At 68.7% G+C, this 19,997-nt stretch carries 13 protein-coding genes and 1 pseudogene; 8 read left to right on the top strand and 6 right to left on the bottom strand.

Annotated elements, in window-relative coordinates; all coding sequences use genetic code 11:
- Position 1: 1 nt before the first annotated feature.
- Complete coding sequence (gene thrA, locus K2R93_06595; GenBank protein ID MBY0489493.1) at positions 2 to 2,530, bottom strand: bifunctional aspartate kinase/homoserine dehydrogenase I; 2,529 nt, start codon at positions 2,528 to 2,530, stop codon at positions 2 to 4.
- Between the two features lie 195 nt (positions 2,531 to 2,725).
- Between thrA and glgP the strand changes: the two genes are divergently transcribed.
- The 6 genes from glgP to K2R93_06625 all read left to right on the top strand — a co-directional run bounded on the left by glgP (position 2,726) and on the right by K2R93_06625 (position 12,993).
- A complete protein-coding gene (gene glgP / locus K2R93_06600; GenBank protein MBY0489494.1) occupies positions 2,726 to 4,897 on the top strand; it encodes an alpha-glucan family phosphorylase in 2,172 nt (723 codons plus the stop codon).
- Positions 4,898 to 4,906: 9 nt separating this feature from the next.
- On the top strand, positions 4,907 to 6,433 hold the full coding sequence (locus K2R93_06605; GenBank protein ID MBY0489495.1) for a glycogen synthase: 1,527 nt from the start codon (positions 4,907 to 4,909) through the stop codon (positions 6,431 to 6,433).
- A gap of 11 nt (positions 6,434 to 6,444) precedes the next feature.
- Positions 6,445 to 8,235 (top strand): DUF3536 domain-containing protein, encoded by a 1,791-nt coding sequence (locus K2R93_06610; protein ID MBY0489496.1) that lies wholly within the window; start codon positions 6,445 to 6,447, stop codon positions 8,233 to 8,235.
- 60 nt (positions 8,236 to 8,295) lie between these two features.
- The gene (locus K2R93_06615) at positions 8,296 to 10,683 is read left to right on the top strand and encodes a carboxypeptidase regulatory-like domain-containing protein (protein MBY0489497.1); all 2,388 of its coding nucleotides are present in this window, start codon (positions 8,296 to 8,298) and stop codon (positions 10,681 to 10,683) included.
- Between the two features lie 20 nt (positions 10,684 to 10,703).
- Positions 10,704 to 11,453, top strand: a complete 750-nt coding sequence (locus K2R93_06620) for an SDR family NAD(P)-dependent oxidoreductase (protein MBY0489498.1) — start codon at positions 10,704 to 10,706, stop codon at positions 11,451 to 11,453.
- Positions 11,454 to 11,733: 280 nt separating this feature from the next.
- Positions 11,734 to 12,993, top strand: coding sequence for a GAF domain-containing sensor histidine kinase (locus K2R93_06625; GenBank protein MBY0489499.1), 1,260 nt, complete (start codon positions 11,734 to 11,736; stop codon positions 12,991 to 12,993).
- A 93-nt stretch (positions 12,994 to 13,086) separates the two neighbouring features.
- Here K2R93_06625 and K2R93_06630 read toward each other — a convergent pair.
- From K2R93_06630 to K2R93_06645, 4 genes and pseudogenes are all read right to left on the bottom strand, one after another.
- Positions 13,087 to 14,217, bottom strand: a pseudogene (locus K2R93_06630) (carboxylate-amine ligase).
- Complete coding sequence (locus K2R93_06635; protein ID MBY0489500.1) at positions 14,218 to 15,015, bottom strand: gamma-glutamyl-gamma-aminobutyrate hydrolase family protein; 798 nt, start codon at positions 15,013 to 15,015, stop codon at positions 14,218 to 14,220.
- A complete protein-coding gene (locus tag K2R93_06640) occupies positions 15,015 to 16,367 on the bottom strand; it encodes a circularly permuted type 2 ATP-grasp protein (GenBank protein MBY0489501.1) in 1,353 nt (450 codons plus the stop codon). Before K2R93_06640 ends, K2R93_06635 begins: the two co-directional genes overlap by 1 nt.
- Positions 16,367 to 17,290 (bottom strand): hypothetical protein, encoded by a 924-nt coding sequence (locus K2R93_06645; protein MBY0489502.1) that lies wholly within the window; start codon positions 17,288 to 17,290, stop codon positions 16,367 to 16,369. Before K2R93_06645 ends, K2R93_06640 begins: the two co-directional genes overlap by 1 nt.
- A 472-nt stretch (positions 17,291 to 17,762) precedes the next feature.
- On the opposite strand from K2R93_06645, the gene K2R93_06650 reads away from it, so the two are divergent.
- Positions 17,763 to 18,167, top strand: coding sequence for a hypothetical protein (locus tag K2R93_06650; protein MBY0489503.1), 405 nt, complete (start codon positions 17,763 to 17,765; stop codon positions 18,165 to 18,167).
- Here the strand turns inward: K2R93_06650 and K2R93_06655 are convergent.
- A complete protein-coding gene (locus K2R93_06655) occupies positions 18,118 to 19,059 on the bottom strand; it encodes a hypothetical protein (protein ID MBY0489504.1) in 942 nt (313 codons plus the stop codon). The genes K2R93_06650 and K2R93_06655 overlap by 50 nt on opposite strands.
- A gap of 312 nt (positions 19,060 to 19,371) precedes the next feature.
- On the opposite strand from K2R93_06655, the gene K2R93_06660 reads away from it, so the two are divergent.
- Entirely contained in the window at positions 19,372 to 19,791 is a 420-nt protein-coding gene (locus K2R93_06660; protein ID MBY0489505.1) for a hypothetical protein, read from the top strand.
- The last annotated feature ends 206 nt before the right edge of the window (positions 19,792 to 19,997 follow it).

Raw genomic sequence — 19,997 nt, forward strand, 5'->3', positions numbered from 1 at the left:
ATCAGATCGGCGCGAGTTGAAGAATGTCGTTGAGCACGCCCGCCGCCGTCACGGCCGGCCCGGCGCCCGGGCCCGTGATGACGAGCGGATGCTCCTTGTAGCGCATGGTGGTGAACACCACCTGATTATCGGTGCCGCGCAAGCCGGCGAGCGGATGCGACGGGCTCACCGCCTGCAGCCCCACCGCCACCTTCGTGCGCGTGGCGCGCAGAACGTAGCGCAGCGCCTTCCCCTGTTTCTGCGCCGCCGCCTGTCGTGCCGCCCACTCGGCGTCCATCTGCGGCAGCGCCTGCAGGAACTTGGCCGTGGGCAGGGCGCGGAATCGCTCGGGCACCAGACTCTCGACGGTCACATCGCTCAATTCGCCGGTGAAGCCAATGAGCCGAGCGAGAATGAGCGCCTTGCGCGCCACGTCCATCCCCGAGAGATCGTCGCGCGGATCGGGCTCGGTGTAGCCGCGCTGCATCGCATCGCGCAGCGCCTCGCTGAACGGCCGCCCCTTGCCGATCTCGGTGAGCAGAAAGCCCAGCGTACCGCTCGTGCACCCCTCGATGCGCAGCACCTTGTCGCCCGTCTCGACGAGCTTCGCGTAGCTGTCCATCACCGGGAGGCCGGCGCCGACGGTGGTTTCGTGCAGGATGCGCGCGCCGTGTTTGAGCGCGAGCGCGTGCAACGCCTGCACCTCATCGCGCGACGCGGTGAGCGGCCGCTTGTTGGCCATCACGATGTCCATGTCGGCGGCAATCGCGCGGCGAATGGCCGGCAGCGTTTCGTCGGCCGTGACATCCACGAGCACCGGGCGCGCGAGCGCGTGGCGCGCAATCCAGCTCACCGCCTGCTCGGCCGAGCCGCGGTGGGCGCCCGCCATGCCGGCAATCGATCCACCGCCCTGCTTCACGTGCACCGCCTGCGCGAGCGTGCGGCTGCTCAAGCCATCGGGCGCAAACAGGAAGCCGCTCCGGTCGATGAGCCCCACGATGGTGGGCTTCACGCGCCCCTTGATGCGCGGCAGCATGCGCAGCAGCTCGCGGCCGATCTGCCCCACGCCGAGCAGCACCACATCGAACCGATCGTCGGCGTGCAAGCCGCCGCCACCGATCTTGTCGAGCTGGAACTCCTCGTGCACGGCGCGCGCCGCACTTTCGGCATCGCGCTCGGTGATCACGACCGAGATGTTGAGCTCCGAGCTCCCCTGCGCGATGGCCACGATGTTGACGCCGGCCTGCGAGAGCGACGTGAACATCCGCGACGCGATGCCCGGGGAGCCGGCCATGCCGAGGCCCACCACGGCCAGCGTGGCCATGCCAGTCTTCACATCGACGCGCTCGAGCTCGCGGCGCGAGAGCTCCAGCGCGAACGCCTGCTCGAGCGCCCCGCGCGCATCGGCGGCGCGTTCGGCCGGCACGCAGAGGCTGATGGAGTGTTCTGAGCTCGCCTGCGTAATGAGCGTGACCGAAATGCCCGCCAGCTGCAACGCCGCAAAGGTGCGCGCGGCAATGCCCGGCACGCCCAGCATGCCATTGCCGGTGACCGTGACCAGCGCCTGGCCACGCACGATGGAGAGTGCCTTGACCGGATAGCGCTGCAGGGTGTGGCGCTGCGAGATCTCAGTGCCCGGCGCCGTGGGCTCCATGAACGGCCGCACGTACAGCGGCACCGTGAGATGCGCGAGCGGAATGAGCGCCCGTGGATGCAGCACCTTGGCGCCGTAGTACGCGAGCTCGGCGGCTTCGCGCACGTTGAGCTGCGGCACGATCCGCGCACTCGGCACGAGGCGCGGATCGGTCGTCATGAGCCCCGGCACATCCTTCCAGAGCGTAATGCGCTCGGCCTTGAGTGAGCGCCCCAGCACGGTGGCGGTGAGATCACTGCCCCCGCGCCCCAGCGTGACGGTCACGTGGTTGCGGCCGCTGCCGGTAAAGCCCGGGATGATGGGGACGATCTTCTTCTTGAGCAGCGGGCGCAGCTGCGCCTTCACCGCGCGATCGGTGGCCGCGAGATCGGGGAAGGCGTTGCCATGCGTGCCATCGGTGTGGATGAGCCCCACCGCTTCCACATACTGGGCCTTGGCGCCCCGCGCCTGCAGGCCGGCCACCACGATGCGCGCGCTCAGCTGCTCCCCGCGCGCTACGAGATAGTCGCGCGTGCGCGGTGTGAGCTCATGCAAGGTGGCGACGCCATGCGCGATCGCGCGCAGCTCCTCAAACTCGGCGGCGAGCGCCTTGACCAGCGCCGCGCGCGGGCGCGCCGCGGTCATCACGCCGTTGGCGACCGTCTTGTGGCGCGCGAACAGTTTGTCGATCGCGCTGTCGACCCCGGTGTTGTCACCGCGCACGGCCAGGTCGGCCACGGCGAGGAGGGCATCGGTGACCCCGGCCAGCGCCGACACCACGGTGACCAGCCGGGTCGGCCGGCTTTCCATAATCAGAGAAATGGCATGCCGGACGTTGGCGGCGTCGGCGAGCGAGGCGCCGCCAAACTTGAAAACCTCAACCGCGGGACCGGCCGATCGGGATGCGCGCGCTGGCATGAAACAATGAGTGACGGGACCTGTGGCTCGGCGGTCCACCCTTCGTGTGCGGACACCGACCGTCCCGGCACACTAGTCCGGCCTGCTCCCCCTGTCCACACCCGTCCCCTCCGGCGTGTTTCATGGGTAGTTTTCATCCCGGATGGTCCGCAAATCGCCCCGCGTGGGTGATTTTCAGAAACAAACTCCCCGGTTATGACCGCACTCGCCACGCCGCCCACCCCCGCGAACGCCCTGCCGAGCCCCCTGCCGGCGCGCATCGCGGGCCTCGCCCAGCTCGCCAACAACCTGGCCTGGAGCTGGAACCGCGAAGCGCGGATGCTCTTCAAGGAAATCGACGAAACGCTCTGGCATCGGCTCCGCCACAACCCGATCCAGCTCCTGCGCCTCGTCGCCCCCGATCGCCTCGAGACGCTCGCGAGTGATGCGGTCTTCTGCGCCCGCTATGACCGGGCCATGCAGTGGCTCGCCGCCGAACGTTCCGATGAGCACACCTGGTACGCGCGCACCTTCCCCGAGCTGCGCGGCCGCACGGTGGCGTACTTCTGCGCCGAGTTCGGCATCCACAACTCGGTGCCCATCTACTCCGGCGGTCTCGGCGTGCTCGCCGGCGACCACCTGAAGACCGCGTCCGACCTCGGCATCCCGCTCGTCGCGGTCGGGATCCTTTACAGAAACGGCTACTTCGATCAGCGCATCCGGGTCGACGGCTGGCAGGAAGATTCCGACGATCGCATCGATTTCGAGTCGGTGCCAATCGTGCCGCTGCCGGGGCGAGACGGTCAGAAGCACCTGGTCACGGTCAACACCTTCGGCCGCGACATCCATATCCGGGTGTGGAAGATGCAGGTCGGCCGTGTCCCGGTGTATCTCCTCGATTCCGACCTCGAGGAGAACCACCCGGAAGACCGGCCGCTGCTCTCCAAGCTCTACTCCGGTGGGCCGGCGATGCGCCTCCGCCAGGAGTGGCTGCTGGGCGTCGGCGGCGTGCGCGCCCTCCGCGCCCTCGGGATCGATCCGGCTGCCTGGCACGCCAACGAAGGCCACGCCGCCTTCATGATGGTGGAGCGCGTCCGCGAGCATGTCGCGCAGGGACTCAGCTACGCCGACGCGGTCAAGAAGGTGCGCAACGCGAGCGTCTTCACGACGCACACGCCCGTGCCCGCCGGCCACGACCACTTCGGGGTCGAAGAGGTGCGTCTCTGCGCCAATGGCTTCTGGAAGGAGATGGGGATCGATGCCGAGACGTTCCTGCGCATCGGCTATCACCCCGAGTCGGGCGCGGGCGTCTATCACATGACGGCGGCCAGCGTGCGGTTGTCGCGCCGCGTGAATGCCGTGTCACGCCGCCATGGGTTCGTGACGCGCGAGATGAGCCGCTCGCTCTGGAGCGGGCGCGAGGCCGAGAAGGTCCCGGTGGGCTACGTGACCAACGGCGTGCACCTCGCCACGTGGATGTCCAACCCCATCATGAAGCTGCTCGATGAGCACCTCGGGCCGGCGTGGGGTTACAGCGGCGATCCGGAGCTCTGGGAGCAGGTGCTCACGCTCGACGACGAACGCCTGTGGTACGTGCACATGCGCCTCAAGAACACCCTCATGCGCCAGGTGCGTGAGGAGGCGCGTCGCGCGTTCGCCAAGGGCTCCATGGAAACGCAGCAGCTCGTGGGCGCGGGCACGCTGCTCGACCCGCAGACGCTCACGATCGGCTTCGCGCGCCGCTTTGCCACCTACAAGCGCGCGAATCTCATCTTCCGCGATATCGACCGCCTCGCGAAGCTGGTCACCAACAGCTCGCGGCCGGTGCAGATCGTCTTTGCCGGCAAGGCGCACCCCGCCGACAACCCCGGCAAGCAGATCCTGCAGAACGTCTATCAGTTCACGCGTGACCCGCGCTTCGAAGGGCGCGTGGCGTTCGTGGAAGACTACGGCATGCACCTCGCGCACCTGCTCGTGCAGGGCGTGGACCTGTGGATGAACCTGCCCCGCGTGCCGCTCGAGGCGTCGGGCACCAGCGGCATGAAGGCGGCGCTCAACGGCGTCCCCCAGTTCTCCACGATCGACGGCTGGTGGGAAGAGGGCTACGACGGCACGAACGGCTGGGCGATCGAGCCGGAAGTGGACGACGATGCGGGGATGAACACGGCCAACCGCCTGTACGATCTCCTCGAAAAGGACGTCGTGCCCCGCTTCTATGACCGTGACAAGGCGGAACTCCCCCGCCGCTGGCTGCTCATGATGAAGCACGCCATTCGCGTGGCCGGCCAGCAGTTCACGGCCCGCCGGATGGTCGAGCAGTACGCCCGTGGCTTCTATGCCCCGTCCATTTTGGGCGATGCGCTCCCGGATGATCCGCCGACTGCGTAAGCTGTCGGGATGACCGGTCCCACCATGACGTCGGCCATGCCGACGCCCAGCTTTGGTTCGCCGTTGGTGCGTGCCCCCGATTCGGGGGCGCCCACCATCGTGCATCTTACCGCCGAGTATCACCCGTTCGCGCGCAGCGGCGGGTTGGCCGAAGCGGTGAAGGGGCTGGCCAACAATCAGGTGCACGGCGGCGCCAACGTCGTGGTGTTCCTGCCGCTCTATCGCACGGTGCGCGACCACGCGCCCGATCTGGCCCCGCTCGGGCGCCCCATCCAGGTGGACCTGGGCTTCCGCAGCGAAGAAGTGCGCCTCTTCCGCGAGGTGCACCCGCCCAAGGGGCCCAAGGTCGTCTTTGTCGATATCCCCAGCGCCTTCGCGCGGCAGGGGCTCTACGGCGAGGGCGGCCGCGACTACGCCGACAATGCGCGCCGCTTCGCGCTCTTCTCGCGTGCGGTGCTCGATGCCATTCCGCGGCTCATTGCCGGGCCGGTGCTCATTCATGCGCACGACTGGCACACGTCGCTCGCACTGCTCTACATGCGCAGCTACGAGTCGCTGCGCGAGCGCTATCGCAAGACGCCCACCGTGCTCAGCGTGCACAACGCCGGCTATCAGGGGCACTTCCCGGCGTCGATGCTCAATGAGTGCGGCATTCCGCCGGAGGTCTACACCTTCCGGCACGCCGAGTGGTACGGGCGCATCAACTTCCTGAAGGCCGGGCTCACCTTCGCCGATATGGCGGTCACCGTGAGCCCCACGCACGCGCAGGAGTTGCGCACGGCGAGTGGCGGCTTTGGCATTCACGAGGTCTTCCAGCACCTCGGCAACCGGTTCACCGGGATCACCAACGGCATCGACCAGACGGTGTGGGATCCCGCGGTGGATGATCAGATCACGGCCAACTACACGGTCGAGGATCCGTCGAACAAGGCGCGGTGCAAGGCCGCGCTTCAGCGGTCATTCGGCCTGCCGCAGCGCAAGCGCACCCCGCTCTTCGGCTTCACCGGGCGCATGGTGACGCAGAAGGGGCTCGACCTGATGCTCAACTCGCATCTGGTCTGGAGCCTCGACGCGCAGTTCGTGTTCCTCGGCGCTGGCGAGCGTCGCTACGAGAACGCGCTGCTCACCCTGGCCAAGGCGCGGCCACGGCATGTCGGCGTGCAGCTCGACTTCACCGATCGCCTCGAGCATCGCCTCATGGCGGGGGCGGACCTGTTCCTGATGCCCTCGCAGTACGAGCCGTGCGGCCTCACGCAGCTGCGGGCGCAGCGCTACGGCGCGCTCCCGATCGGCCGCCGCGTGGGGGGCATTGCCGACACCATCGAAGACGACGCGTCGGGCTTCCTGTTCGATGAGTTTACGCCAGGGGCGCTCGACTGGGGGATCACGCGGGCGCTCACGCGCTTTGCCGACCCCATGCAGTGGGCACCGCGCATGGCCACGGCGATGCGGCGCGACTTCTCGTGGGAACTCGCCGCCGAGCGCTACGCGGTGGTCTACCGCCGGGCGATCGATATCGCGCGCGCGCGCGACTGAGTCAGCGCCCCGTGCACGGCGTCATCGTCCATCAGCATCTGTATCAGCCGCCGCGGGAAGATCCGTGGCTCGAAGTGGTGCGCACCGAACCGTCGGCAACGCCGGACCACGACTGGAACGCGCGCATCAATCGCGAGTGCTATGCGCGGCAGGCGTACGCGACCACGCTGCGCCGCGACCCGCGCGCGTCGACGCGCGATACCGATGCGCGGGCGGGGGTGGGTCGCGTCGTGAATCTCTACGCGTGGTGCTCCTTCGATGTGGGCGCCACGCTCTGCGAGTGGCTCGACAGCGAAGCGCCGGACACGCTGCGCGCCATGCAGGCAGGCGACGCGGCCAGTGTGCGGCGGTGGGGGCACGGCAATGCCATCGCCGCGCCGTATCACCACGTCATCCTCCCGCTCACGTCACCGCGCGAGCGCACGACGGAGATTCGCTGGGGGCTGCGCGATTTCCGGCGTCGCTTCGGGCGCGACGCCGAAGGCTTCTGGCTCCCGGAGTGCGCTGCCGACGAGGATACGCTCGACGCTGTGGCCGCCGAGGGCGTGCAGTTCGTGATTCTGGCGCCGTATCAGGTACAGGGGCACGATGGCAGCGGCATGCCGGTACGCTGGCGCGGCGCACGGGGCCGTACGCTCACGATCGTGCCGTACGACGGCTCGCTCGCCGGTGATGTGGCCTTCGGCAGCCTGCTGCAGGACCCGGCCGCACTGGCGCGACGCTTTTCGCCCGAGATCCGCGACGACTCCGATCGCTGCACCACGCTCTGCACCGATGGCGAGACGTTCGGCCATCACCACAAGGCGGGCGACAGCGCGCTCGCCGAGGCGCTCGGCATCGTGGCGCGGCAGCCGGGCCGTCGCGTGCTCAATGCGGCTACGCTCGTCGCCGAGTATCCGGCCACGTCCGACGTGACGCTGGTGAGCCCGAGTGCGTGGAGCTGCGCACACGGGGTGGAGCGGTGGCGCAGCAACTGCGGCTGCCGCCTCGATGGCAGCAAGCCGCCGGCCCAGCAATGGCGCGGGCCGCTTCGCCGCGCACTCGAGACGCTCGCCACCGCCGTGCATGACGTCTATGCCCGCGAAGGCGCGTCGCTGTTCACGCACAATGTGTGGGCCGTGCGCGACGCGTTCGGGGCGGTGGTCGCGCTCGATGGTGCGGCGCACGACGCGTTCGCGCGCTCCGTGCTCCCGGCCGACGCGCCGGCGGAGGCGGTGGTGCGGGCCCGCGAGCTGTTGGAGATGGAGCGGGCGTCGCTGCGCACGTTTACGAGCTGCGCGTGGTTCTTCGATGAGGTGGACCGGCTCGAAGTGCGGCAGGTGCTGCGCTACGCCGCGCGTGCGCTCGAACTGAGCGGCCTGGGCGCTGCGCTCATGCCGGAGTTCACCAAGGCCCTGGGCGCGGCCTCGAACGGGGCCGAGGGGGCACGCACGGCCGCCGATGTGTTCGTGCGCGACGCGGTGCCGCACAAAGGGCCGGCGCTGTGCGCGGCGGCGGCGGTCGCGGCGCTCGCGGCCCACGGCGATCCGCTCACGCGTCTGACCGCCTTCGATGTGCAGTGCGCGGAACAGGACGACGCCTGGGTGGTGACGCTGACGCATCGCCGCTCGGGGCGCGCGGGCACGTTCGTGGCCCGCGTGGTGGGCTCCGGCCCGTCGCTCACGGTCAGCATCGCGGCGAGCGGCGCGGACGTGTCGGCGCGCGAGGTCGTGGCGGTGTGGGAGTTCCCCGAAGCGGCGGCGACGCGCCTGCTCGGGGCGACGGCGCTGACGGACGAGGCACTGCTGGACGAGTTGGTGTAGGCCTGCCGGACGGTTGGGTTGGGCCTTGCGAGCGCGTTTCCCGGCCCCGATGCTCTACGCATGCGCCGCCTCATCATCGCGCTCCTCCTCGCCGCGTCGCCCCTCGCCGCCCAAACGGTGCGTGGCACGGTCGTCCGCCCCGACGGCTCCCCCGCCGCCTACGTGGTCGTGACCGCGACGGACGACAAGGCGCAGCAGGCGCGGGCGCTCACCGATGCGCGAGGGGCGTATCGGCTACAGCTCCCGGCCCCCGCGGCGCGCTATCGGTTGCGGGCACTGCAGGTGGGGTGGCAGCCCACCGACGGCGCGCTGGTCGGGCCGTTCGCGAGCGACACCGCCAGCGTCGACGCGCCCCCCATCATGATGCTCGGCCTGCCCATCGCGCTGCCGGCGGTTACGGTGCGCAGTGCCGATGTGTGCGGGGAAAAGGCGCGCGACGGCGCGGCGGTGGCGGCGGTGTGGGAGCAGGCGCGCACAGCGCTGCTGGCGTCGCGGCTCCGGGCCGACACCTCGCGCCTCGACGCCACGCTCCGCACGGAGTGGATGGAATACGATCGGCAGCTCGACGCCGATCAGAAGCACGTCGTGCAGCAGACGCGCCGCCTGGGGCGCGGCCAGACGGCGCACGCCTTCTCGAGCATTGCCGCCGATTCGCTGGCGGCGCACGGCTATGTGGTGGATGGCGCCGACGGGACCACCTTTCACGCCCCGGATGCCGACGTCCTGCTGTCGCCCAGCTTTGCGTCGGCGCACTGCTTCGGGCTCGAGCCGGCGCCAGCCGACCAACCGAGTTGGATAGGCGTGAGCTTTCGCCCCGCGCGCGCGGTCACCGGGCGCGCCGATGTGCGCGGCACGCTGTGGCTCGAACAGGCGACCAGCGAACTGCGCGAGCTGCGCTTCCGCTACACCAACCTTCCCGCGGCGGCCGATGCGGCCGACCCGGGTGGTGAGGTGCGGTTCCTGCACCTTGGCACCGGCGAATGGCTCGTGCAGCAGTGGATCATTCGCATGCCGCTCGTGGCCGCGCGCGCGGGGAATGTCAGCATCGGGCGGCGCAATCTGGTGGTGAACCCCACGAGCCGCTCGCTCACCGGCGTGCAGATCGCCGGCGGCGACGTGCTGCGCGTGGTGCGCGGCGACACGCCGCTGTTCGAAGGCGAGGGCGCCACGCTGGAGGTGCGCACCACGAGCCCCGAACCGGCGTTGCAGCACGGCGCCCTGCGCGCCTCGCTCGAGGGCACGGACTACACGTGGAGCAGCGATGCCACCGGCGTCGCGCGGCTGCGCCCCGTGCTCCCCGGCACGTATCAGCTCCGCGTGCAGCATGCCCTGCTCGACTCGCTTGGCGTGCGGCTGCCGGTGGTGCCCATCAGCATCACCGAAGACGGGCGCGTGGTGGAGATGGCGCTTCCGTCGCTGCGCGACATCCGTCAGGCCGTGTGCGGCGACTCGCTCGCCGGTCGCGCCTTGCTGCGCGGCGTGGTGCGCGACGCCCGCGGCGCACGGGTGGCGAATGCCACCGTGCGGGTGCGCGTGCTGCGCGACACTGCGGCCGCCAGGAACGAAGCGCGCGTCATTCTGAACGACGATGCCATTCGCGTGCCGAGCGACAGCAGCGGTACGTGGCAGCTGTGCGGCGTCCCCACCAACACGCCGTTGGCGGTGTACGGGGCGGGCCTCGCGGGCACGCACGACACGCTGTTCACCGCCGCGAGTGAGCTGGCCGCGCTCGATCTGACGCTCGCGCGGCGGGACATCGCGGCGCTGTCGATGCGCGTCATCGATGATCATCAGCAGCCGCTGCGCGATGTCGTGGTGGAGGTCACACCGCTCGCCGGCGAGCCCTTCACCATGCGCACCGATGCGGGCGGCCGCACCAGCGCGCGGAATCTGCCGCGCGGCACGGCCACGGTGCGCCTCCGGCGCGTGGGGTATCAGGAAGGCACCATCACCGTGGAACTCGCGCCGGGCACGAACGAGGTGCCGGTGCTGCTCGATCCGACGGCGTCCCCCACCCTGGATACGGTGAAGGTGTCGGCCGCGCGCGTGACGAACACCCGCCACAGCGACTTCGATCGCCGACGCGCCACCAGCCGCGCATCGCTCATCATCGACCGCGAGGAGATCGAACGGCGCGGCCCGGTCAGCACGTGGCAGCTGCTGACGCGCGTCCCCGGCATGATCGTGCTGGACAGCCTCGGCTATCGCTATGCCAAGTCCACGCGCGAGCGCGCGCTCAGCTGCTGGATGCGCGTGGCGATCGATGGCCGGCTGCTGCCGGAAGGGCGCCCCAATCTGGCGATGCTCCTGCCTCCCACCGAGGTCTATGGCATCGAGGTGTTCTCGGGCCCCGCAACCATTCCTCCCGAGTTCACGTCGCAGGCGGCGATGGAAACCGGCGAACGCTCGCGGACCTGGTGCGGGATCATCTCCATCTGGACCCGATAGCCGCGCGGTAGATTGCACGAATGATGCCCAACACCCCCGTCGCCGTGATCACCGGCGCCAGCGCCGGTATCGGCGCCGCCCTCGCCCGCGCGCTCGCGCCCACGCATGCGCTCGTTCTCGTCGCGCGTCGCGCCGACGCCCTCGACGCTGTCAACGCCACGCTGCCGACGCCGGCCCTCACCGTCGCGGCGGATGTCACGCAGCGCACCGAGGTGGAGCGCGTGCTGCAGGCCACGCTCGCGCACGCCGGGCGCCTCGACGTGTGGATCAACAATGTCGGTCAGGGGATCACGCGCATGCCCAGTGAGCTCACCGACGACGACCTGGACGACATGCTGGGCGTGAACGTGAAGAGCGCGCTTTACGGCATGCAGGCCACCCTGCCCCACTTCAAGGCGGTCGGTCGCGGCCATGTGATCAACGTGAGCTCGATGCTCGGGCGCATCCCCATGGCGGTGTTTCGCAGTGCCTACAGCGCGTCCAAGCACTATCTCAATGCGCTCACCGCCAACTTCCGTCAGGAGGTGCAGAGCACGCACCCCGATATCCAGTATTCGATCGTCTCCCCCGGCGTGGTGCGCACCGAATTCGGGATGCGCGCGCGTCATGGCGGCCCCGACAGCCGCATGCTGCCTGACAGCCAGAGTGCCGAGGAGGTCGCGGCGGTCATCGCGCAGGTCGTGCACGATCGTCGCCCGGATGTGTACTCGCGCGCCGGGATGTCGCAGTGGGTGGCCGCGCACTACGCCGCGATCGGTCAGGATCCGTGATGAGCACCTCGCGCGGTGCCACGCGTGTCGTCCCACACGCATGGTGCGCGCCGAGGCCGGTCCCTAGGTTGCAGTAGAGCACTGAACGGCGGCGAATGCGCCGGAGGCGCCGTCGACTGACGGTGCACCGGGCGCACGGGCCCGCCCCCGTGCTCGCGAGGTGCCCGTGGAACCGCTGTCGCCGCTGCCGCCGGAATCTGCTCCGGCGCCCACAGCTCCCCAGGCACCGCCCGGCTCGCCACCGTCGTCGGCCTCCCAACGCTTGCGGGCGCTGGCCGATTTGAGTGGCTCACTCACCGACGCGCTCTCGCCCGTCGAAGCCGCCGACCTGGTCGAGCGCAAAGCGCTCGCGGCGCTCGGTGCAACGAGCGCGGTGGTCGTGACGCTCGGCGCGTTTCCGCCACCGCCGGAGTTGCTGCCACCGTCGGCCGGGGAAAGCGATGCGCGGCTGCATGTGGTGCATGCCATCGGTGGGCTGGCTGAACTCACGGCCGCCCTCGAAGCGCAGCCCCTCGACGCCCCGCTCCCGTTCGCCGAAGTCGCCCGCTCGGGCGAGCCGCTTTTCCTGAACGCCGCACAGGCGCTCGCACGCTTCCCCGACTGGGGCGCAGGGCTCGTCCGCACCGGCGGCCAGGCCGCCGCCATCGTGCCCGTGTGGGCCAACGGCGAACTCCGTGGCGTGCTCGGGCTGTCATGGAGCGACGCGCGGACCTTCGACGAAGACGAGCGCGCCTTCGTGACCACCCTGGGGGTGATGTGCGCCCAGGCCATCATGCGCGCGCATCTCAAGGTGGCGGAGCGCGAAGCGCGCGAGCGTGCCGAAAGTGCGAATCGGTCGAAGGCGGAGTTCGTTGCGACGATCAGTCATGAACTCCGCACGCCGATCAGCGCCGTCCTCAATTACGTCGAGCTGCTGGCCGGCGAACTCACCGGTCCCGCGCTCGTGTCTCAGCTCGCGCGAGTCGAGCGCATGCGGTTGTCCGGTGGCCATCTGCTGGCGCTCCTCGACGAGCTGCTGCTGCACGCGCGGGTGGAGGCGGTGCACGCCACGGTCAAGCCGGAGCGGGTGGCCCTGCAGGCCATCGTCGATGAAAGCCTGGCGCTTGTGCGCCCCATCGCCGAAGCGCGCGGGCTCACGGTGCAGGTCGAGATGCCCCCCGAGGTGATCACGGTCTACACCGACGCCCTCAAGCTGCGACAGATCGTGGTGAACCTCGTCGCCAACGCCGTGCGGCACGCCCGCCATGGCGAGGTGCACGTGATCGTCCGCCTCGACGGCATTGGCGAGATCCGCATCCGTCTGATCGTGAAAGACGACGGCGACGGCGTCGCCCGCGAGGATCGGGAGCGCATCTTCCAGCCGTTCTGGCAAAAGGTGCGGGATCCGGTGCCGCACGGCGCCGAGTCCCATAGCGGACTCGGGCTGAGCGTGGCGCGTGATCTGGCCCGCCTGCTGGGCGGTGAGCTGGGGCTCGAAGACGCCGAGCGGACCAGCACCTTCATCCTGTCGATTCCCGCCGAGTATCGCACCGAGGCGTGACGGCCGGCCGGTGGCTCAGGGGATCGACTGTCCCCGCACCACCGACGCCCCCTGACTGGGCGTGCCCATGCTGCTTACCGGCTTCTGCTCCGAATCGAGCGGCGGGCCGAGGGTGGGCTCACAGACGCCCTCGGCGGTCTCCCGGATGAGCTGGTCCACGACCGCCCGCAGGTCGCCGGTGCGGGCGTAGGTGGCCAGCTGACGCTGCGCGCTCGACCCTTCCTCGAGGATCTTGAAGGCGTATTCGACTTCCTTGCGGGTGCCCAGATCATCGAGCACGTCATCGAGGAACCACTCGATGAGCTCGCGGATGAGCACCGACGCCGGCAGTTCTTCCTTCTTGCCGAAGTCGATGAGCTTGCCGCCCAGCCCCCAGCGCACCGCCCGCCACTTGTTCTCCTCAATGAGGTCGGCGGCGTAGACGCGGAAGGTCATGTTGTCGCGGCGGAGCTTCCACATCTTGGCCACGACGGCCTGCAGGATGGCGGCAATGCACACCGCCTCGTCCACGCGGGTGTTCACGTCGCAGACGCGGAACTCCAGCGTGGGATAGAGGTGATGCGGGCGCACGTCCCACCAGACCTTCGAGCCATCGGGGACGCTCTTGGTCTTCACCAGCGTGTCGAGCAGATCGGCGTAATCCCCCCAGCCGTTCAGGATGCGGGGGACGCCGGTGCGCGGGAAGTTCTTGAACACGATGCTGCGATACGAGTGCAGCCCCGTGTTGCGCCCAAACCAGAACGGGCTCGATGTGGACAGACAGAGAATGTGAGGCAGGATATACCGCGCCGCATTCAGGCAGTCGATGCGGAACTCCGGATCTTCAATGCCCACATGCACATGCGTGCCGAAAATCAGCAGGCGATGGGCAAGGTCCTGCAGCTCCGCCTTGACGCCCAGGTATCGCTCCTTGGGCGTCATCTCCATGTTCATCCAGTTCGAGAACGGATGCGTGCCCGCCGAGGCGATCGTGAGGCCGTGCTGCCCGGCCGCCTTGATCACGAGCCCCCGGAGCTTGGTCAGCTCCGAGCGCAGCTCGGCGATGGAGCCGCACACCTTGGTGCCGATTTCGACCTGGCACTGGTGGAGCTCCGCCTTCACGTCGGCCGCCACGGCGTCCGCGCTCTTCACCAGGGCATCGAACCCCGGGGTGAGGTCACGGGTCACCGGGTCGATGATCTGGTACTCTTCTTCGATGCCGACGGTCAGGCTCGGGCCGCGCATTTATCCCCCCACTGTGATGCGAGACGTCGTGTTCGCGCGCGACCACTCCATCGCCGCGCGAATGAATCCGCCAAATAAATGGCGGGTGTGTGGATCCGCCATCTCAAAGACTTCCGGGTGCCACTGGACCCCGACACAGAACGCGTCGCCGGTCGTCTCGATGGCTTCGATCAGACCATCGTCGGCCGTCGCGGAGGCGATCAGCCCCTCCCCGAGCTCCTTGATGCCCTGATGATGCATGCTGTTCACCTTCACCCGTGTGGATTCGAGTAATTGTGACAAGCGCGATCCCGGCGCCACGTCCACGTCGTGCGCGAGATAGTCGCGCTCAAAGCCGGCCGTGGGGAAGAAGTCGTGTTTGTGGAATTCAGGTTTTTGTGAGGCGAGGTCCTGCCACATGGTACCGCCGCAGGCCACGTTGATGATCTGATGCCCGCGGCAGAGGCCCAGCACCGGCTTGCCGTCCTCGATGCACCACTTGGCCAGCTGCAGCTCCACCCGGTCGCGCGCCGGATCCAGATTGCCGCACTCCGGGCGGACCGCTTCCCCGTACTCGGCCGGGCTGATGTCCACGCCCCCGGGAATGAGCAGCCCGTCGAGGCGCTCGTAGATCTCGCGCAGCGTAAGCAGATCGTCGTCGAGCAGGGGGATCATCCACGGCACCGCGCCGACCATGGTGGCCGCGAGGAAGTACCGCTGATTCATGACCCAGCTGCTCGGCAGCGCCGGCGGGATGCCGTCGATCGAGTGCAGCGTCTGGGTCGTCAGCCCGATCACCGGGCGCTGTAGGGACGCCATCAGCGTGCCTCAACCAGAAAAGTGGGAACGTTGGAGCCACCGCCGGCGGTGACGTTGAGCAGCGGGTCGGTCGCGATGCGCGTGAGGCACCCCGAGACCGTGGTGCCGTTCGCGAGGAACGGCGCCGTGTCGAGCATGCGGTCGCCGATGTGCAGCGCCCCATCCACGAGCGCCGGCCACGGTTCACTGGGCACGACCACCCGCTCCTGCACGATATACGGTTCGGCAAGGGCCGTCTGGATGGCCGCCTGCCACGCGGCGTCGTCAACCGTCCATCCGAGGACGATCCCCTTGCCGCCGTATTCGTCGTTGGGCTTGAGCACGAGCCGCTCGCGGTTCGCGGCGATGAAGGGCACGAGATCCACCACCCCCGACGTGTACTCCGTGGTGCGCTCTTCCACGACGCGCGTCCAGGGGACGTGCGCCGCGACCGCGGCGCGCTCGTCGGCGTTGAGCAGGTGGGCCTGCCGTTCATCACTTACCACGGCAAGTGAGGCCTTCTTATGTAAGAGCTTGCAGCGGAACGGGTTGACCATACACACCGCACCTGCCTGCACCGCTCGGACGACGGGCGAATCGATCCCTTCGCGGGTGACGAGTTCGTCGATCAGGACGCGCTTGTAGATCAGCGTGACGTGGCGACCGCCCACCAGGAGGCGCCCGTTCTCGAACTCCGCATCACGCGGATCACCAATCCACACGGGGATGCCGCGGGCCGTAAACTCCTGCTCGAAGAGCACGAACTCGCTGTAGGTGGGCACCTCCTTCCAGTCCAGGATGCACACCTGCGGCGTCTCCCGGACCCCGCGCCACTGGTGATAGGCCTGCAGCAGCGCATCCACCACCGTGGCCGCGGCCGGGATCGGCAGCGGCACGTGGGTGCGCTGGAAGGCCTGCATGGCGGGGAGGGTCAGCATCGCCCGCGACAGCGCATCGTTGTACGCGGCGCCGGCCGGCGTTTCGGCGTTGAACTCGGTGAACTTGAGCCCACCCTGCTCCGGCGTCGCGTAGAAGGCATCGAGGCGCGACGTGGGGCTGGCCGCGGCGAAGCCCGGATCGGCGTGAATGACCTGCTCTTCCCAGCTGGTCAGCCCGAACTGCGCCCGGAGGTCGGCGCTGGCCATGGCGGCCACGCGCACCTTCTCGAAGGCCTGCCCCACCAGCCGGCACGCCACGGCGATGTGCCGGTATTCGGCCATCGTGAGGAAGCGCGGCCGGAGCACGCTGCACAGCGCGCGGTCGCCAAAGTAGAGCCCCTGCTTTCGCAGCTGCTGCTCCAGCGCCTCAGCCGAAGCGGCGGCCAGATCGCCCTGGGCGAGCAGGTCGTGGTACTGCGCGATTGCGGAAGACATCAGCCGCCGATGGCCGGGCCGGCGGGCGGCGCCTTCCGCGGTGCGGTGGCGAGCTTGATGGCCAGATCGGCCATGTGCTCCACGACCCACTCGAAGTAGCTGGGGGTGAGCGAGTTGATGTCCATGTCCGGCGCCGGGTTCATGAAGTCGATGGCGTACGGTACGCCGTCGCGCACCGCGAACTCCACGGTGTTCATGTCGTAGCCGAGGGCTCGGCAGAGCGTCAGCGCGTCGCGGCGGCAGCGGTCCTCGAGCTCCTTGCCCAGGTAGCCCGGGTCGGGGATGTAGCGGCGCTGGCGGGGGTCATAGGGCATGACGAGGACTTCCTCGCGCCCCAGCACCATGCAGCGCACGTACGCCTCCCAGTTGATGAACTCCTGCACAACCATGGTGAGGAGCCCGGAGCTGTTGTAGTTGCTGAGCAGCTCCTCCATGGAATTGCAGATGTACACATCACGCCAGCCGCCGCCGTGCGCGTCCTTGAGCACGCAGGGGAAGCCGATGTACTCGGCGACGCCCTTCCAGTTGAGCGGGTAGGCGAGGTTGCGCAGCGATTCGGTGTGCGAGATCCCCGGGATGTAGTCCTTGTTGGGGAGGACCATCGTCTTGGGGTGCGCGACGCCGTTCTGAATGGCCACGGTGGCGTCGTAGAACTTGTCGTCGGCCGACCACATGAAGGGGTTGTTGACGACGGTCACCCCCATGCGCGTGGCGTGCTTGAGGAAGGTCCGGTAGAAGCCGACCTCGTGGGAGATGCGGTCGATGATCAGCGAGTACGGGACCGGCTGCCCCATCTGCGTGGCATCGAGGGAGATGTAGTCGGCGGTGACGCCGCTCTGGCGACGCTTGACGGCATCGAGGAACGCCGGGGGAAACGACCATTCGCGGCCGACAAGCAAACCGATCCGTGGATCAGACGACACGACTCAACTCCTCAACGGTGCAGGCCAAGGGAATCACGCGACTCCGCAGAATGGTGACTTGTGGCAGTGTGCGCCATGGGGCCGAGTGGAACAGGCTGCCCCAGGCGAGCCCAGCCGGTGGTGTGACGGAGTGGCACCCTGCGGCGAAGTCAATAGTGTGTGAGCAAACAAGAAAAAGCAAAATTTGTGAGCAATAGACCTGTGGATAACCATCCCCCTGCCTCCCCAAAATGGCGGGGCATCACAAGACCTGTTATCCACACGAGCATGGGCTGCAGGCGATTTGCGGACGCGCAGTTAGCTGGTTGTCCACATCCTTATCAACATCTATCCACAAGTATGTCAACAACTTAGGGCGCAGTTCGTGTATTGCGTGAGCGGCTGGATCGTCATAACATCCCCGCCCGCCGACGTCCCGGCCTGCTCCGGAACAGCGGCGTTTTCCAAATTCCTGCCCTCACGGAATCCTGCTATGCACGTCGTCGCCGTTGACGCGCCAATCGGTCAGATGGAGCCTGCGCCCATCACAAGCCTGTCTCTCCACATGGATTGGCAGCACGACCACCTCAGCGCGTTTTTTGCCGACGATGATTCCTATTACGTCCGGGCCGAAGGGGCGGCAGGAGTGCGGTGGTTCCGCGTGGACGCGGAGCCGACCATGTCGGCGTCAACCGAGTCGGTGATGACGGATGCGGAGCGCCTCGCCTTGGGGGCGCTGCTGGCCGATATCATCCCGCTGGGGGGCCATCGTGTGGCCTTCCCGGTCGGGAGCACGGGACGACGCGTGTATCGCGTCTGGCGCGGCGCCAAGGGCGCCGCCGGCAAGACTAGAATCCTGGGAGTTCGAGCTGCGCGGTCACGCCGCCTGCCAGCGTGACGCCGGCAGCCTGCAACCACGCCAGCAAGACGTCCTGCCCATGATCGCCCGCCAGGGCGGAGCGGGCTGCGCTCAGGTGCAGCTTGAACTCCGCGGATACGTCCGGCAGCGTCCGTCGGAAGACGGCCACCGTCAGCAGTTCGGTGGCGTCGGCCAGATGACGGATCGCGAACTCGGTCATGCGCGCCCGCAGGGCCGCGGCATTGAGCACCGGGCCGTCGGCGGGGACGTCATGCAGGGCCCGTCGCTCGCGGAAGGCCGCCAGGCGGGTGCGCGTCGCACTCAGCGTGGGCAGCTCGTCGGCCGCGTGCTCGGGCAGGATGGCAATGGGGGCTCCCAGCAGCCCCAGCCACGCCATCCAGAGGGTGCCGCGGGCGTAGGGCTCCCAGGGCTCCTGATCGAGCCGGTTGGCCAGCCGCTTGACCACGTCGGCCACATGATGGCGGACCTCCCACCAGCGGACGTACGCGTCCGTCTGGCGGGACACCAGCGCGAGGGCGCCGAGTTTGAGCGCCCAGGTGATGGCGGACTCGCCATCATCGAGCGGCGGCTTGAGGGCCGCCGCGCAGCGAAAGGCGCGGGCAGCGCCCAGGGTCAGCACAGCCTGCGCCAGATCGCGGGCCGCGCTGGGCACCGGGCTCAGCGCCGCCTCCAGTTGTCCAAGGGCCGCGAGTTCGTAGGCGGTTCCCAGCAGGGCCAGGCCATCGGCGATGGGCTCTCCGAGGCCATCACCGGGGCGCAGGGCGGCCGCGTCGGCCCGCTCCAGCAGGAGCGCGCGACGTTCCACCGGGATGGCAGCGACGGCCCAATGCTCGTCGAGCGTGGTTCTGGCGAGTTCAGCCAGATCCCGCGCGGCGCCATCACGCTCAGCTGTCGGGGTGAGGACGTGCATCCAGCCTGCTCCAGTGGAGGGCTCGAACCGTACCGCCCCGTCCGCCACCGGATGTGGTGGCCGGACAGGCCTCAGACCGCTGGCCTACGAACTACCCATCGCACGACCCATCGCTGCATCGGCGTGCGGCACCGACGAACCGGCTGAAAAGCCGACCCCGTCATACCACAATCGCCAAGTCGTACCACAGCATGCGTTTGTCACGCGTGTGCTGCGTCGCTTTCACTGTCGCATTTATGTAACAGTTGTGCATCTGTCAAGTGCTGCGTGGAAAATCACGCGCCTTCAGGTGCCGCTACCGGAGAGTCTGTCGTGGGATTCGAGTCGTCTGAAGTTGCTCGCCGCCGGTTGGCCGTCCTGGCCGCCAGCAATGATCGTGTGCAGGAAGCCCTGGCCCCGTCGACGTTCCCGGGGATGGGGTTGGGCGGAGGAGATCGCGAAGTGCGGCCGACGTACCATCGCGAGGGCGTGCCCGCCACATCCGTGGCTGCCAGCCCCGTGCCAACGTCGCCCGCGCTGGTGCAGCAGCTCGATGACCTCGCCCAGGATATCGTGGCCACCCCGGGCGCCGGTGGCGCCCTGCTGGCGGCCTATGCCGCGCAGGCCCGCGCGCTGTCGATGGTCGTCGAAGCCGCCAAGCGCGCCGGCGCCGCGCCGCTGCCCACGGCGGTGTTGCTCGCCGCGCAGGAAGCGCTCATGACGCCGAGTCCGATGATGGGATTCGCGATGTAAGACGCGCGGCGTTTCACGTGAATGCACAGCTGTCCACATGGGGAATGTGGATGGGGTGTGAATTCACGTGAAACGTGGGGGGCTGAAGTCAGACCGCAGCGGTCTGAGGTCAGTGATGAGTGAACCCCTGAGAGCTCAGGGGGCAGAACGTCAGGGGGGAGCGCTCAGGACCGCGGGGGTGCTGATCGCAACCCCCGGAAATCCTG

The organism is Gemmatimonadaceae bacterium (assembly GCA_019752115.1).
Lineage (GTDB): Bacteria > Gemmatimonadota > Gemmatimonadetes > Gemmatimonadales > Gemmatimonadaceae > Gemmatimonas.

Coding starts and splice junctions, on each gene's coding strand:
- thrA (MBY0489493.1), bottom strand. CDS start 2,530: ATGCCAGCGCGCGCATCCCGATCGGCCGGTCCCGCGGTTGAGGTTTTC.
- K2R93_06620 (MBY0489498.1), top strand. CDS start 10,704: ATGATGCCCAACACCCCCGTCGCCGTGATCACCGGCGCCAGCGCCGGT.
- K2R93_06615 (MBY0489497.1), top strand. CDS start 8,296: ATGCGCCGCCTCATCATCGCGCTCCTCCTCGCCGCGTCGCCCCTCGCC.
- K2R93_06655 (MBY0489504.1), bottom strand. CDS start 19,059: ATGCACGTCCTCACCCCGACAGCTGAGCGTGATGGCGCCGCGCGGGAT.
- K2R93_06635 (MBY0489500.1), bottom strand. CDS start 15,015: ATGGCGTCCCTACAGCGCCCGGTGATCGGGCTGACGACCCAGACGCTG.
- K2R93_06640 (MBY0489501.1), bottom strand. CDS start 16,367: ATGTCTTCCGCAATCGCGCAGTACCACGACCTGCTCGCCCAGGGCGAT.
- K2R93_06605 (MBY0489495.1), top strand. CDS start 4,907: ATGACCGGTCCCACCATGACGTCGGCCATGCCGACGCCCAGCTTTGGT.
- K2R93_06650 (MBY0489503.1), top strand. CDS start 17,763: ATGCACGTCGTCGCCGTTGACGCGCCAATCGGTCAGATGGAGCCTGCG.
- glgP (MBY0489494.1), top strand. CDS start 2,726: ATGACCGCACTCGCCACGCCGCCCACCCCCGCGAACGCCCTGCCGAGC.